The 15,915-nt window shown below is 46.5% G+C and carries 13 protein-coding genes and 2 pseudogenes; all 15 read left to right on the top strand.

Annotated elements, in window-relative coordinates; genetic code table 11:
* A partial coding sequence (locus T456_RS22840; protein WP_035802127.1) for a hypothetical protein occupies positions 1-393 on the top strand: 393 nt, incomplete at its 5' end.
* A 493-nt stretch (positions 394-886) separates the two neighbouring features.
* Positions 887-1,345 carry a hypothetical protein gene (locus tag T456_RS0112765; RefSeq protein WP_024866457.1) on the top strand — a complete coding sequence of 153 codons (459 nt, stop codon included), beginning with the start codon at positions 887-889 and terminating at the stop codon, positions 1,343-1,345.
* A gap of 231 nt (positions 1,346-1,576) precedes the next feature.
* Positions 1,577-2,005 carry a hypothetical protein gene (locus tag T456_RS0112775; protein ID WP_207640367.1) on the top strand — a complete coding sequence of 143 codons (429 nt, stop codon included), beginning with the start codon at positions 1,577-1,579 and terminating at the stop codon, positions 2,003-2,005.
* Positions 1,977-2,261 (top strand): hypothetical protein, encoded by a 285-nt coding sequence (locus tag T456_RS0112780; RefSeq protein WP_155838101.1) that lies wholly within the window; start codon positions 1,977-1,979, stop codon positions 2,259-2,261. Before T456_RS0112775 ends, T456_RS0112780 begins: the two co-directional genes overlap by 29 nt.
* A 52-nt stretch (positions 2,262-2,313) precedes the next feature.
* Positions 2,314-4,307: pseudogene (gene uvrB / locus T456_RS20125) on the top strand (excinuclease ABC subunit UvrB).
* Positions 4,308-4,371: 64 nt separating this feature from the next.
* Complete coding sequence (gene uvrA, locus T456_RS0112790) at positions 4,372-7,248, top strand: excinuclease ABC subunit UvrA (RefSeq protein ID WP_051464997.1); 2,877 nt, start codon at positions 4,372-4,374, stop codon at positions 7,246-7,248.
* Positions 7,249-7,540: 292 nt separating this feature from the next.
* The gene (locus T456_RS0112795; RefSeq protein ID WP_024864352.1) at positions 7,541-9,013 is read left to right on the top strand and encodes an ISLre2 family transposase; all 1,473 of its coding nucleotides are present in this window, start codon (positions 7,541-7,543) and stop codon (positions 9,011-9,013) included.
* A 298-nt stretch (positions 9,014-9,311) separates the two neighbouring features.
* Complete coding sequence (locus tag T456_RS0112800) at positions 9,312-10,211, top strand: hypothetical protein (protein ID WP_024865409.1); 900 nt, start codon at positions 9,312-9,314, stop codon at positions 10,209-10,211.
* Positions 10,212-11,378 carry an EpsG family protein gene (locus tag T456_RS0112805; protein ID WP_024865410.1) on the top strand — a complete coding sequence of 389 codons (1,167 nt, stop codon included), beginning with the start codon at positions 10,212-10,214 and terminating at the stop codon, positions 11,376-11,378.
* A gap of 108 nt (positions 11,379-11,486) precedes the next feature.
* The gene (locus T456_RS0112810; RefSeq protein WP_081749007.1) at positions 11,487-12,632 is read left to right on the top strand and encodes an N-acetyl sugar amidotransferase; all 1,146 of its coding nucleotides are present in this window, start codon (positions 11,487-11,489) and stop codon (positions 12,630-12,632) included.
* A gap of 19 nt (positions 12,633-12,651) precedes the next feature.
* Positions 12,652-13,578: pseudogene (locus tag T456_RS23455) on the top strand (DUF6044 family protein); the annotation flags it as partial.
* A gap of 88 nt (positions 13,579-13,666) precedes the next feature.
* Positions 13,667-13,957 (top strand): DUF6044 family protein, encoded by a 291-nt coding sequence (locus T456_RS23460; protein ID WP_278246938.1) that lies wholly within the window; start codon positions 13,667-13,669, stop codon positions 13,955-13,957.
* The gene (locus T456_RS23465) at positions 13,947-14,330 is read left to right on the top strand and encodes a DUF6044 family protein (RefSeq protein ID WP_024866461.1); all 384 of its coding nucleotides are present in this window, start codon (positions 13,947-13,949) and stop codon (positions 14,328-14,330) included. Before T456_RS23460 ends, T456_RS23465 begins: the two co-directional genes overlap by 11 nt.
* 197 nt (positions 14,331-14,527) lie before the next feature.
* On the top strand, positions 14,528-14,848 hold the full coding sequence (locus T456_RS0112830) for a hypothetical protein (RefSeq protein WP_024866462.1): 321 nt from the start codon (positions 14,528-14,530) through the stop codon (positions 14,846-14,848).
* Between the two features lie 714 nt (positions 14,849-15,562).
* The coding region (locus T456_RS0112845) for a GNAT family N-acetyltransferase (protein WP_155838103.1) at positions 15,563-15,915 on the top strand (353 nt) is incomplete at its 3' end.

Genomic DNA, 15,915 nt, shown 5'->3' on the forward strand with positions numbered 1-15,915 from the left:
TTTATCAAAATTGAACTGATGCGTAGGGAAAATGAAATCCAGATTATTAAGGATTTTGTTTTAATAGAGAAATTCTATTGGTCCATAGATTTGATTCATGAAAAAGTCCCCGGTATAGATATAGCGCAGCTTGATAGTTATGTTAAGATCCTTGATTGCATGGAAAGTAATCAATTGCTTGAGCGTATTGTCAGATACACAAAGTATGAAAGATATCGCATTTCTTCGGAAATGGATTTGATGAAATACGAGCATTTCTCTGTTCCTAAATACAAGAAAACTGAAGTTGAAGAAGTAAAAACCATTGAGGACATCGTGATGGTGACAATGGGCCAAACTTTCCTGTGCCTATTGGAATATAATAGAAACCCCCCGAAAGAAAAGAGGATATAAAAAGGACCACTTTCGAATATGCAGATTTAGTGAATGATCTGCTTCACGAAAGATATAAAGGCAGTGATTTGAATGAATACCTTGTTGGTGTTGATAGTGCTGTGCAGACAGGAAGTATGCTGGAAATATCTTGCTGTGAGTATATTTCGCCTGAGAGTATCTTTGTGATTCATGAATAATTACCGTATGGGCGAAGGAGATGATAAGGATACTGCAGAACTTTATTGCTGGAAAATCTCATATCTGCAAAGTGAATTTATATTGGAAAGAAAAGCCGTTCCAATCTGAGTGATTACAATTGGACGAAGATGATTATTGCGAGGGTATTTGTCAAACCCCTGGATAATATATTAAGATAGTCTGGGTTCTGAAAGAACGGTAATTCCTGCAATTCCTTTTTATAATTCTTAGTTACTTTGCAAGCAGGGTTGGAAAGGATGACAGAGACGAAGCGAGGCTTATTGTCGGCATAGACCATATCAATGATGTTGCATTGTACGGCAAAAGTGATGCTGGCTTTGATCTGTTCGTTGATGAAGTGCTGGCTTCTGTTGCAGAAAACCGTCTAAATGAAGGGAAGTCAATTAATTCGGAATATGACACAGATGTATATGCGGCTGTTCAACAGATTCTTGGCTGGAGTTATCCGGATGGTGTTGCACAGTTCATGAATGAATATAGAAACAACGAAGACTCAAGATATGAGGAAATAAGTTGTACGGTGAAATACTATCTTCTGGGAATCTATCTAAGAACACTCTATATGCTTGCAGATTCCATAGAAGGACATGATGGAGCGTACCCGTTTAGAGTATATAGAGATAGAATCCAAAGTTTAATATTTAATAATCGATCCTACGGTAAAGCAAGCAGCATCTTCTCTCGGTACAGCTTTGAAAATATGAATATGGTAGAGAAAAAGCCTATTCTAATCTTAAGAATGAAATGCTGATGACTTTAGATGCAGCGTTGGAGAATATTGAATCATATGATGAAGTGATCAATCTGGATTTCAAGAGTAGTTTTACTGAATATTTCCTGTGGCTTGGGAAGCGATGATTATTTTTTGAACATGGTAGAAACGGTGTATCAAAAAATAAGAAAAAGTATTGAACTGTTTGTCAGACCTGAGCCTCGATATAGGGATTTATTTAATGATCTGATCAAGCAATATGATGACCAAATGAAAAAGGTTGAGATAAAGGTCAATACCTACATGAGAGATGATTCACTGCAGGTTTTGGAGAAAGTCAAAAAATCCATATCCGGTATTGCAACCGGCGAATTCCTGTATCAGCGATATATTGTCAGGGATGATATTCCTCAGATGGATTACAGTTGTATAGCGTTAGAGTATTACACGGCATTGGAACTGCTTGTAAATACTATCTTTTATGCCCCCTATCGCCAGATGGTATTAAAACCAAAATGCGATTCGATCAGTGGGGACAATTTAGATGATGAATTAAGGGGCTATATCGGTAGCTCTAAAGCAGCGTATATTACCGGACGGGGAAAAGAACCAAAAGAGAGCCTGGAACTTGGTACGATTTCAAATCTGTATATTAATCTGTTAAGGAAAAATGGCAGTGTTGATCCTAAAAGCTGCTGAACTGGCGTATTATTTAGACGCTTTGGGGCTGGATAAAGTCCTGGTGCGCGAAATATTTAAGGAAATAAACAAGATAAAAGATCTGCGAAATGAGGCTGCACATGGTGGCGAAATACTGCCATATGAAAAAGCAAAAAAGGCTCAAGACGTAGTGTATATCCATTCTCCGAATCCTGATCCGACAATTGATATTGATGCTAAATCTCTGGCAGCAGCATGTCATAATATGGTAGGAAAAATATACAATCTGTTTTAAGAGAAAGAGTTTTTGTAACGTAGTAATCTAGCTTTTAGGGAGTTTTATATCTATGGATTTCAAACTTCACTCAGAATACAAACCTACAGGCGATCAGCCCAAGGCAATACAGGACCTCGTGGAGGGCTTCAAAGCGGGAAACCAGTTTGAGACTCTGCTGGGTGTTACCGGCTCAGGTAAGACCTTTACCATGGCCAATGTAATTTCAGGCCCTCAATAAGCCCACCCTGATCATCAGCCACAACAAAACTCTGGCAGGTCAGCTCTACGGAGAGATGAAGGAGTTCTTTCCTGAAAACGCCGTGGAATACTTTGTGTCATATTACGATTACTATCAGCCAGAGGCCTATGTACCCCAGACTGATACCTACATCGCCAAGGATTCGTCCATAAAACGATGAGATAGATAAACTCCGGCTTTCAGCCACAGCCTCTTTGGCGGAGCGCAATGATGTCATTGTTGTGGCTTCGGTTTCCTGCATCTACGGTCTGGGCAGCCCGGACGAATTCAAGGGAATGTCCATATCCCTTCGTCCCGGCATGGAGAAGGACAGGGATCAGCTGATAAAAGAGCTGGTGGCTATCCAGTACGACAGAAACGATATGGAGCTTGGCAGATGTAACTTCAGGGTTCGTGGAGACACTGTGGAGGTATTCCCTGCCAACGCAGATGACTACCTCATAAGGGTGGAATTCTTCGGAGATGAGATAGACAGGATAACCCAGATAGAGCCTGTTACAGCCAAGGTTAAATCTGAGCTTACCCATGTAATGATATACCCGGCCTCCCACTATGTTGTTCCACAGGAGAAGATAAATCTTGCCTGCGACAATATAGAAAAAGAGCTGGAGGAGCAGATCAAGTTCTTCAAGGGAGAGGACAGGCTTATAGAGGCCCAGAGGATATCCGAGCGTACCAACTTTGATGTTGAGATGATGAGAGAGACCGGCTTCTGCTCAGGAATTGAGAATTACTCAAGACACCTGAACTTTTCAAAGCCCGGTGAGCCGCCGCTGACTCTTTTGGACTTCTTTGACAGGGATTTCCTTATTATAGTAGACGAGTCCCATATGACCATCCCTCAGATAGGCGCCATGTACCACGGCGACAGGAACAGAAAGCTGACCCTTGTTGACTACGGGTTCAGACTGCCTTCCGCCCTGGACAACAGGCCCCTTAACTTTGAGGAGTTTGAGAATCACATAGATCAGATGCTGTTCTGTTCCGCAACTCCCGGCAAGTACGAGGAGGAGCATGAACTTTTAAGAACAGAGCAGGTTATAAGGCCGACAGGCCTTTTGGATCCGGAAGTGGACGTAAGGCCGGTTGAGGGACAGATCGATGACCTCATTGCTGAGATCCGCAAGGAAGTGGACAAGAAGAACAAGGTTCTTGTCACCACCCTTACCAAGAGGATGGCAGAGGATCTGACCCAGTATCTGGCTGAGTCCGGCATCAGAGTCAAGTACCTTCACTCGGATATTGATACTCTGGAGAGGTCAGAGATCATCAGGGATATGAGACTAGATGTGTTTGACGTGCTGGTTGGTATCAACCTTCTAAGAGAGGGTCTGGACATTCCCGAGATCTCTCTGGTGGCCATTATCGATGCGGACAAGGAGGGCTTCCTTCGTTCCGAGACATCCCTTATCCAGACCATCGGAAGAGCCGCACGAAATGCTGAAGGCCGTGTTATAATGTATGCCGACAATATGACGGATTCCATGAAAAAAGCCATCGATGAGACCAAACGTCGTCGCAGCATTCAGGAGAAGTACAACGAGGAGCACGGCATAACTCCTCAGACCATCAAGAAGGCTGTAAGAGATCTTATTGCGGTGACCAAGGCCATCGCCAAGGAAGAAGTCAAGTTTGAGAAGGATCCTGAGTCCATGAGTGCAGAAGAACTTGAGAAACTCATCGGCCAGGTTCAGAAGAAGATGAAAAGAGCTGCTGCGGAGCTGGATTTCGAGAATGCCGCCATGCTTCGTGACCAGTTGATAGACCTTAAGAAGATATACAATGATTTGACCTCCGGTAAATAAAAATGGCGGGATGGGTGATATTTCTTTTGCCCAAAGGAGAATGAGAATGGCTGATAACAGCAGAATGACCAAGAAGAACACCACCACAAAGAGGATACTTCCTTCTGATATACATGACTATATCAGGGTGCGAGGTGCCAACGAACACAACCTCAAGAATGTTAAGGTGAAGATTCCCAGGGAGACACTTACCGTATTTACCGGTCTGTCCGGCTCCGGCAAATCTTCCCTTGCTTTCGATACCATTTTTGCAGAGGGACAGAGAAGGTATATGGAATCTCTTTCCTCCTATGCAAGAATGTTCCTGGGACAGATGGACAAGCCCAATGTGGAGGCCATTGAGGGACTTTCCCCAACGATCTCCATAGATCAGAAGTTCACCAACAAAAACCCCAGGTCCACAGTGGGAACCGTGACGGAGATCTATGACCACTTCAGGCTTCTTTATGCCAGGATCGGTATTCCTCATTGCCCCAACTGCGGCAGGGAGATCAGAAGACAGACCGTTGACGAGATGTGCGATCAGATCATGGCTCTTGGCGACGGCACCAAGCTGCAGATTCTTGCGCCTGTTGTCCGCGGCAAAAAGGGTGAGCATCAGAAAACCCTGGACAGAGCTAAGCGCGCAGGCTATGTGAGGGCCAGGATTGACGGAAGCCAGTACGAGATCACCGAAGAGGAGATCAAGCTGGACAAGAACATCAAGCACAGCATCGAGATCATCGTAGACAGAATCGTAGTTCGCGACGACAACGAGAACCTCAGGAGAAGACTTACGGATTCCATAGAGAATGCCCTTCAGCTGGCTGATGGCCTGCTCCTTGTTGACGTTGTCGATGGAAAAGAGCTGAGTTTTTCCCAGAACTTCGCCTGCCCCGATTGCGGAATAAGTATCCCTGAGATCGAGCCCAGAAGCTTCTCCTTCAATAACCCCTTCGGAGCCTGCCCGGATTGTCTGGGTCTTGGCTACAAGATGGAGTTTGACGATGAGCTTATGATCCCTGACAGGAGCCTTTCCATAAATGACGGTTGTATCGTGGTTATGGGCTGGCAGTCAGCCAACAAGGACTCGAGCTTCAGTAATGCTGTTTTAAGAGCCCTTGCTAAAGAGTATAAATTCAGCCTGGATACACCCTTTGAGGAACTGCCTCAGAAGGTACAGGATGTTCTTATCCACGGCGCTGACAGAACAGTAAATGTGCATTATAAGGGACAGCGCGGTGAGGGTGACTACCCCATCAAATTTGACGGTCTTATCAAGAACGTTGAGCAGCGCTACCGTGAGACCTTCTCGGAGACAGCCAAGGCCGAGTATGAGGAGTACATGAGGATCACTCCCTGTGCTCTTTGCGGCGGACAGAGGCTTAAGAAGGAATCACTGGCTGTTACCGTAGACAATAAGAATATATATGAGATCACCTCAATGTCCATAGATGAGCTCCAGACCTATCTGGAGAACTTAAAGCTCACTGAGCAGCAGGAGCTTATCGGTGCTCAGGTCCTTAAGGAGATCCGTGCAAGGGTGGGATTCCTTGTGGATGTGGGACTGGATTATCTGTCTCTTTCCCGTGCCACCGGAACTCTGTCGGGCGGCGAGGCTCAGCGAATCAGGCTTGCAACCCAGATCGGTTCAGGCCTTTGCGGAGTGTGCTATATCCTTGATGAGCCCAGTATCGGCCTGCATCAGAGGGACAACGACAAGCTTCTCAATACACTGAAGAACTTAAGAGACCTCGGTAATACTCTTATCGTGGTTGAGCACGACGAGGATACCATGAGGGCTGCGGACTATATCGTTGATGTCGGCCCCGGCGCCGGATCCCACGGCGGCAAGATCGTGGCCTGCGGAACCGCAGAAGACATCATGAAGGTAAAAGAGTCTGTGACAGGGCAGTACCTTTCCGGCAAGCTCAAGATACCGGTACCTGCCACAAGAAGGCAGCCCAAGGGATGGCTTAAGATCCTGGGAGCTCAGGAAAACAACCTCAAGAATATAGATATTGATGTGCCTATCGGAGTTATGACCATTGTCACAGGTGTGTCCGGCTCCGGAAAGAGCTCTTTTGTCAACGAGATACTTTACAAGCATCTGGCAAGAGATCTCAACAGGGCAAGATGCATCCCCGGCAAGCACAAGGGAATTGAGGGACTTGACCAGGTGGATAAGGTAATCGCCATTGACCAGTCACCGATTGGAAGAACACCCCGTTCAAACCCTGCGACTTACACCGGTGTGTTTGACATGATAAGAGACCTGTTTGCGGGAACCCCCGATGCCAAGGCCAGAGGCTACAAGAAGGGCAGATTCTCCTTTAACGTTAAGGGCGGACGCTGTGAAGCCTGCGGCGGTGACGGAATCATCAAGATCGAGATGCACTTCCTGCCCGATGTTTATGTGCCCTGCGAAGTCTGCCACGGTATGCGTTACAATCACGAGACACTGGAAGTCAAGTATAAGGGCAAGAGCATTTACGATGTCCTTGATATGACTGTGGAAGAGGCGCTGAAGTTCTTTGAGAACGTTAAGACCATCAAGCGCAAGATACAGACTCTCTACGATGTGGGCCTAGGCTATGTGAAACTGGGTCAGCCCAGTACAGAGCTCTCCGGCGGTGAGGCGCAGCGTATCAAGCTGGCTACCGAGCTTTCAAAGGTCGGTACCGGACGTACCGTTTACATTCTGGATGAACCCACAACCGGACTTCACTTTGCGGATGTGCAGAAACTGGTTACCATCATGCATTCACTGGTTGACCAGGGCAACACCGTAGTAGTTATTGAGCACAATCTGGACGTTATCAAGACCGGAGATTATATCATCGACATGGGCCCGGAGGGCGGCTCCAAGGGCGGTACCGTAGTGGTGGCCGGAACTCCCGAGGAAGTGGCCAAGTGCAAGAAGTCCTACACCGGAGCCTACATCAAGCGCATGCTGAAATAAAAGGTCATCCGCGGGTGGGGCGGCTACGTGTATGTCCGCCATCTTGGCACGCTTGCGCTCGATGATATCTGGCAGCGGTACTACGCGGCTAAAGGACAGCCGCGAGTGCCGGCCGATATCAACGGCCTGCGAGTGGCGGACATACACTTTGCCGGACCCACCCGCGGATTACACAGTGGCTATATCTCGCTAGCGTAAAGTTTTTGTAGGATTAATTGAAAAAGGGGATTTCCTTCGTGATATAGTTATTTACGGTGTCCAAGCCAAAATAACCAAACGGAGGAGTCCCCTTGTGTTAAATAGTATACAGCATTTTATTGAGAATGGAGTACCAAATCTTCAGAAGGCATCAAAAGATTTTTCAGAGGATCCGAGAGACTTTGCAGGTTTCATATACAAGGTCAGGAATGAAGCGCTTCAGATGGCGTTGGATTACATTTCTGAAACCCTTACAACCTGCAACCAGATATTAAAAGACAGTCCTGTGAGAAAGGAAAGATGGGAAGTGGTAAGGACTGACGAGAAGTCTCTTATCACCTCAATTGGAAAGGTTATGTTTTCCAAGACACTGTTTAAGAACAAGGTGACTGGAGAACGCAGATATCTACTGGATGACATGCTTTCATTTGACCCTCATGAAAGGATGTCAGAAGATGCCATAGCACAGCTCTTATCAGAGAGCGTTCAGACCTCTTATCGTAAAGGTGGACAAGCAGCAAGCATCCTTGATGAGGTCAGCAAAGAGACTGTAAAGGATAAGATACATGCTCTCGAGTTCCCCAAGGAACAGAAAAGAAGAGGCAGAAAACGCAAGGTTGAGTATCTGTATATAGAGGCTGATGAAGATCATGTGTCGCTTCAGTTCCAGAAGGAAAAGGGGGATCTCCAGGTCAACCAGTATGGAAGAAAACTCAATGGAATGATAAACAAGCTTATCTATGTTCATGAGGGCATTGAAAAGGATGCTCCCAAGAGTACAAGACATCACCTTGTTAATGCCCATTTCTTCTGTGGTTCTTATGAAGGCAAAGCAAACAGTGAACTCTGGGATGAAGTCTACACATATATTGACAACAACTATGACATAAGCAGCATAAAGAGGATATACCTAGGAGCAGATGGTGGAGCCTGGATTAAGGCTGGGGGAAAAAGGATAAGTGGCATCACATATGTGATGGACGAGTTCCACCTCAAAAAATACCTGATAAAGATGACAAACCATTTGATGGATAGTGCTGATGATGCCAGAAAGCTTCTCTGTGAAATGATCAAGGATGGAAGTAAGGAAGATTTCCTGTCTGTGGTAGATATGCTTGAATATCATGCCTCAAACGACAAGGAAATGAAACGTGTGCAAGAAGGCGCTGATTATATACTTGATAACTGGTCTGCAGCCAAGACAAGGCTTAGATACAGGAGGATTCCTGGATGTAGTACTGAAGGTCATGTCAGTCATGTCCTGTCAAAAAGAATGAGCATGACTCCAATGGGCTGGAGTCGAAAAGGCGCTGATAAGATGGCAAGACTCAGTGCCTATACATGGAACAAAAGGGATATGCTGGAACTTGTGCGTTACCAGAAGACAGTAATGCCTAAGGCTGCTGGGGCAGAAGAAGTAGAGACTGTAGTAGCGCATGTAAGAGAAAAACAGTATTCCCATCCGGCGTGGGGAAAGTATGTCGATAGCATACAGGTAGAGCTTAGTTCAGAGCTGAAGAAGTGGATGAGCATCGGAATGCATAACTACATCTGGAAACTGTTCTAAAAGGAAGCCAGAGGCTGACGCCTCTGCCTTTGAATAAAGTGCGCCAGAGCGCACACCTATCCTTGATCTGCTTGACTACAGACCAAGGATTAGAATGACAGCCTTGAACTGTCCTCCAACCAGGCGCTATAATGAGTAAGGTTTGAACATCTGAACTGATCACAGGGGCAATCTACCCTTTCGAATCCTACAGTAAATTTACGCCGTCCTATATCTCGGTTTAACTGTGCTTAAAAAACGAATCATGGTAAAATGGCATATAGTAATTTAGAAGAGCAGTACGGCTGGGAGGAGCAGTATGTCAAAAAGCAGTTTTGACACAAGGGAAATAGATTTGAGACGTCTGTGGAGGCAGTTTCTACGCAGGTTCTGGATCGTGATTGTGGCCACGGTTGTGGGTGCAGTTGCGGGATTTGGTATATATGTGCTCTACAGTAATGTGAAGAGCGGCAATACTGTGTATCGCATCCGGAACGACTATTATATGACTTTCAATCTGGAGGAGTTTCCTAACGGCGTTGATTATTATAACGCATACACTTGGGATGGAATTCTGAGGGACGATCCTATTGTGAACAAGGCTCTGGAGACGGATTCTTCACTGACCAAGCAGGAGATTTTGGACAGTGTTACCGGGGAGATTCTTGGGGATTACAGGATTCTTACTGTTGTGGTAACAGGAACGGATAAGGAACTGGTGCAGAGAATTTCCGATGCTTACAAGGTGGCTCTGCCTGCCTTTGCTGATATCATCGATATGCTGAAGTCAATTGATTTATGGACTGATGCAGAGATCGAGGTTTACGATGCTTACACGAGAGAGTCCAATGCCGCTTTCCTTGGTGGACTCATAGGTCTTCTTGTGAGTCTTTTTGCTGTGCTTATGTACGGCATCTTTGATGATGCGATCTACACCGAGCGTGACTGGCGCATCAGATATCCTCAGATCCCCTACCTCGGGAAAAGAGATACCGACGAATACAACACCAACAGGTCCCATCTTCTCAGATACGACGGCAACTATATTGAGCTGTCTTCTGATCAGTTCAGATACGACCTGGATGAGTTTGACAAAATGAGAGCCGCCGACGGAGTTATCCTTAAGCTCCGCCCCGGCAGGGATATGACGGAAGCCATGGATAAGGTGGTTTATACCCTGGAGAAGCAGGGCATCAATGTTGTGGGAGTGATGGAGTAAATGATACTGTATTCGCTGATCGCTGCCATTACCATTCTTCTGGCATGCAGGGTGAAGACAAGTGAATATGACAGCGTCCCGGTAAATACTGCAGAAAAAGGCGGCATTCTTATGGGATATACCACAAGGCAGAAGGCGCTAAACGCCCTGTGCCTTGTTTCTGTGTTCATTATTCTTACGCTTCTTGCAGCTCTTCGCCACGAAGTTGGAAATGACTACGGCACCTATGTTGTGACCTGTCATGAGATTTTCCAGAGGGGCTATGTTGTGACGGAACCCGGATATAATCTGGTGGTCCGAATCCTCTATACCCTCTCCGGCAAGGAAGACTATCTGCTGATGTTTGCGGTTTTCGGAGCTGCCATAGTGGCAATCTTCCTGAAGGTACTAAAGGACCAGAGCGACAGCTTCGCAATTGCCTTCTTCGTGTTCATGACCATGGGCTTCTACTTCAGAAGCTTTAACACCGTCAGGTATTACTTTGCTCTGGCTATAGCAACTTTTGCTTTAAGGTATCTCGTTGACCTTAAACCCCAGGGGCTTATCAAGTTCTTTTTCCTGATATTGTTTGCAGCTACCTTCCACAAAAGTGTGCTGGTGGTCATCCCCATGTACTTTATCGCAAGGATTCCCTGGAAGAGATGGGGGCTGATACCCCTTGCTATATTGTCACTGGTGGCGGGACTATTGCACAATCAGATAATGACAATAGCAGTGAAGCTTTATCCTTCCTATGCCAACACCGTTTATCTTGAAGAGACCCACACCATCCTGGAGAATGCCGCACCAATACTGGGCTGCGTCTTTGTAATCGCCCTTTGCGTCATCTGTTATAAGGATGCCATAAAGGATAGGATCGACAACCGCATGTACTTTAACATGAATCTGATGGCAGTGGCTCTATACCTTAGCTGCTATTGGCTCCCTCTGGTGACCCGGTTTGCTTACTATCTGACCACGGCGCAGATACTTCTTTTGCCCAATATAATCTGCAGCATCAAGGATGAGAAAAAGAAACAGTGGGTAACAGCAGCCGTTGTGATATTCTGCATACTGTATTTCCTGTACTTCCTGCGCTCCGCGGATCAGGTGGGAATCAGGGTTCTGCCCTACAAGAGCTGGCTGTTCTACGATCACCGCTGGCTCAACCAGACAGACACCTTCTAAAAGGGGGTCAGTAGAACCGTCCCCGATGACTTACTTGCAGTTAAGCAGGGCAGGGGAGTATACTAAAACGAATGTATTATTCCGATTTTTTCAGGAGGATTTAAAAATATGAAGATGAGATATTGCAAGAGATGCCTTCAGCCTGACACAAGACCCGGCATCGTGTTTGATGATGAGCAGGTTTGCTTTGCCTGCCGCTACGAGGAGTCCAAGGCGACCATCGACTGGGCACAGAGAGAGGCTGAGCTTAAGGCTTTTGCTGATGAGGCCAAAGAGGAAGCCAAAAAGCGCGGCAATATCTATGACTGTATAATCGGCGTTTCCGGCGGCAAGGATTCTACCTTCCAGGCGGTTTATGCCAAGGAGAAGCTGGGACTTAATCCCCTTCTTATCAACTGCATGCCCGACGAGATCACAGAGATCGGCCGCAAGAACATCGAGAACCTGAACAATCTGGGCTTTGATATCATTTCCATCAGACCCAATCCCATAGTTGCCAAGAAGCTGGCAAGGAAGTCCTTCTTCGAGAGAGGCAACATCATCGCTGCTTCCGAGTACTGCCTGTGGGCATCATCCTACATCATGGCAGTTAAGTTCAATATCCCCCTGATCATTCAGGGAGAGAACGCAGCCCTTACCCTTGGCGCAGCCAAGAACCAGGAGGCAAGCGGCAATGCGTTTTCTGTAATGCAGCTGGAGACCATAAGAGGCGCCAGCGTTGACAGCTTCGTTGATCTGTCCAACAACATTACAGAGAAGGATCTTTTCCTGTATAAGATCCCTACCGTTGAGGAGATGCAGGCTCAGGGTATCAAGGCCATCTTCCTTCAGTACTATGTAAAAGAGTGGTCTCAGGTCCACAACGCTGACTTTGCCGTTGCAAGAGGACTTACCGGCAGAACCGACGACCTTCATGACCTTGGAAGATACAGAAGATACACCGCTCTTGACTGCGACCTTCAGATACCCAACCAGATGATCAAGTACTTAAAGTTCGGCTTCGGATATGCGACAGACGAGATCTGCTACGACATCAGAGAGGGCAGGTTCGATCGTGAAAGCGGCAAGTGGTATGTCAAAGAGTACGACGGCCTCTGCGGCGAGCAGTATATCGAGAAGGCCTGCAAATACCTGTCCATTACCAAAGAAGAGTTCTGGGAAGTTGTGGACAGATACGTCAACAAGGACCTCTTTGAGAAAGTAAACGGCAAATGGGTGCCTAAATTCACTGTTGGTGAGGATTATGAATCATAACATCAAGAAAAACTGGTACATGTATTTAACAGGAACACTGCTTCTTATACAAGCGGCAGTGTTCCTTGTATTTCGTGGAGACAGCTATTTTCAGATCCACGACAACCTGGATCTCTTCATGGGACACTACGAGATGCTCAAGAAATGGAATCTGTGGTTTGCCCATGGAGTTGATGCCCCAATTCTTCACGGAGTAAGCAGGGACCTGTTCGGGTCGGAATTTAATCTGTACAACATGTTCTACATCCTGCTGCCCAGCTACTGCGCTTATCTTGCGGGCTATGCAGCCAAGATTGCCATCGGAATTTTCTCTTTCAATCTTCTGGCAAAAGACATTTATAAGGAGCGCTACAATAACTACAAACCGCTGGTCATTGTAATCGCCACGGCTTACGGCCTTATCCCGGTATTCCCTACCTACGGGATTGCCTTCACCTCGGTGCCCCTTATAATCTTCTTCCTTAGGAAACTATATTATGCCAACACCTTTAAGGAGCAGCTGCCCTGGTATCTTGCGGTTTTCTGTTATCCTTTTGTTTCCTATTTCTCCTATCACGGATTCTTTATCCTGTGCTACATGGTTGTGGCAGTGATAATCCTGTGGGTAAAAGACAAGAAGTTTCCTGTGAGCACCTTTGTCTCCATCGTGGTTCTCTCACTGGGATATGTGCTGTTTGAATACAGACTCTTCGGGGCCATGCTGGGAAGCGATACCGTGACCATAAGGACCACCATGGACCACGGCGATCTCACCTTCGGACAGGCCATGAAGACCGCCTTTGATGAATTCGTGAACGCATCCTTCCACTCGGAGGATTCACATACCTATATTGTTCTTGGAGTGGTGCTGGCGGCACTTGTCCTTATAAATGCAAGATACATAAGAGACGGCAAGGCAAAGAGGATACTTACCGATCCCATAAATCTTGTGATGCTGTGGATAATCTTCAACGTTCTTATCTTCGGCCTTTACCAGTTTGCTCCCTTCAGACATCTTTTCGAGATGCTGGTTCCGCCCCTTACAGGCTTTGAGTTTGCCAGGACCGGCTTATTTCAACACTTTCCTGTGGTACGCAGAATTGCTACTTGTATGCGTTCGCATGTACGGACTTGGGAAAAAGAAAATGCGGCTCCTTGCCAATGTTATTGCAGTACTGGCGGTTCTTGTTGTGATGTTCGTGCCTCAGGTTTACAACGATTTCTATTACACCTGTTATAACCAGGCCTATAAGATCATCAAGCACAAGGAGACCAGCACTGTTAATTACAACGAGTTCTATTCGGCTGATCTGTTTGAGGATATCAAGGACGAAATTGGCTTATAACGGCGAGTGGGCTGCCTCCTACGGCTTCCACCCGGCAGTCCTCAACTACAACGGCATTGCCTCGGTGGACGGATACCTTGGAATGTATGCCCAGGAGTACAAGGATAAATGGCAGAAGGTCATAGAGCCTGCTTTCCCTGGATCACCCTCCCTTGCAGATTACTACATGGGCTGGGGCGCCAGAGTTAACCTTATCTCTGCCAACGACGAGAACACTTATGCACCTCTTCGCGTCATGGACCCGGAGGACAAGCGCCTTATCGCCAACATGGATGAGCTTAGGAGCCTTGACTGCAAGTATATCTTCTCCAGGTTTGGCATCAGCAACGCTTCGGAGATTGGCCTTAATCTTGTTGGCAAAATACACCGATGAGAGCAGTCCCTACACTATATTTGTGTACGAACTGTAGGATAAATCTGATAAACCCAAAGACGGCATCGCACCTGCCGTCTTTTTTATTTTGCCCAATTAGAATATAATTGTTCATATGATGGATAAAAGAAATAATGGAAGAATTTACATATGTCACACCTTCTATCACGCATATATCGCCGTGGTAAAAAGAGCTGGTGAAAAGACACGACAGTGATGGCAAGGCTGACATCATGCTCAGCACCATGTCCAACGATTTCGGGAAGCTTCCAAAGAGGCTAGAGAAAACCGGAGTTTTCGACCGGATCTACATGTTTGATGAGAAGGAAGATGTGACTTCGGAGGAAGTCATGAGCTACCACAGGGACAGGGGCAATATCCTGCTGAACCTGCTGCAGCGCATCAAATACACCAAAACTTCTCGGAAAGCTTCAGGAACCTCACATCCTACAGATCTTTCCGACTTACAAAGATGTGTATGTATTCTGCGATTCGGATCCTATCGGATATTATCTTAATTATAAGAAGATCCCATATCATGCCGTAGAGGGATGGTCTTAACTCTGGCAAGCTGACGATCAGGCCCGGAATGCCAACAAAGGAGCCTGGCCTTTAAAGCGTGCCATGGCAAGCCCTAGGACTTATTCTTTATCGAGAGTGGCTACAGCAGGTACTGCCTGGACTACGAGGTCAACGACATCCAGCGCCAACCACAGCCTTCCCCCGAATGTGGTTGAGGAGGCCAAGAGCTGAGCTGAATGACAAACTGACACCGGAGGATCATGAGATTCCTTACCAATTATATTCCTTGAGGATCCTGAGAGGATAAAGGAAGAATTCTGGGAGACGGCACGGATCCAAGGCCCAACGTGATGATCCTTACAGAGCCCCTTTGCGAAGATGACGTAAGGAAAAAGCTCTTTGGCGACATCATAGACATGTACAAGAGTGACTACGGGTCATTATAAAGCCCCATCCAAGGGACCTTCTGGACTATGGGAAGGCTTTCCCGGATACCGCAGTGATTCGGGACAAGTTCCCCATGGAGGTTTCTGGGGAGACATTGAAAGGCTTTAAGGTGGACAAGGTGATTTCCGTCATCACCCAGATGGAGAACACCTATTTTGCAAAAAGAGATTGTATACCTGGGACTGGATTTCCTGGATAAATACGAGGATCCCTCCATTCACCGCAAGACCGAAAATCTTGATAAGTAATCCGGAGACATCAATATGAGCATTTATTTAAGAAAAGCTACAATTGAAGATGCAAAGGACCTTCTGGCCTGGCGCAACGACCCAACTACAAGAGAGAACTCTTTTACCAAGGCAGAGATCGATCTTGAGACCCACCTGAAGTGGCTTCAGGGCAAGCTCCTTAACGAGGACCACTGCCTTATGCTGATCCTCATGGAGGACGACGTTAAGCTGGGGCACGTGAGAGTGGACATCACCAATCACATCGGAGAGGTGAGCTACATGATCTCGCCGGTATTTCGTGGCAACGGCTACGGCAAGAAGATTCTCCAATTCATGGAAAAAAAGCTGCCTATGGGAGTCAAGACTCTGGTGGGCTTTACCGTGAA

The organism is Butyrivibrio sp. FCS014, assembly GCF_000526935.1.
In the GTDB taxonomy this organism is placed as follows: domain Bacteria; phylum Bacillota; class Clostridia; order Lachnospirales; family Lachnospiraceae; genus Butyrivibrio.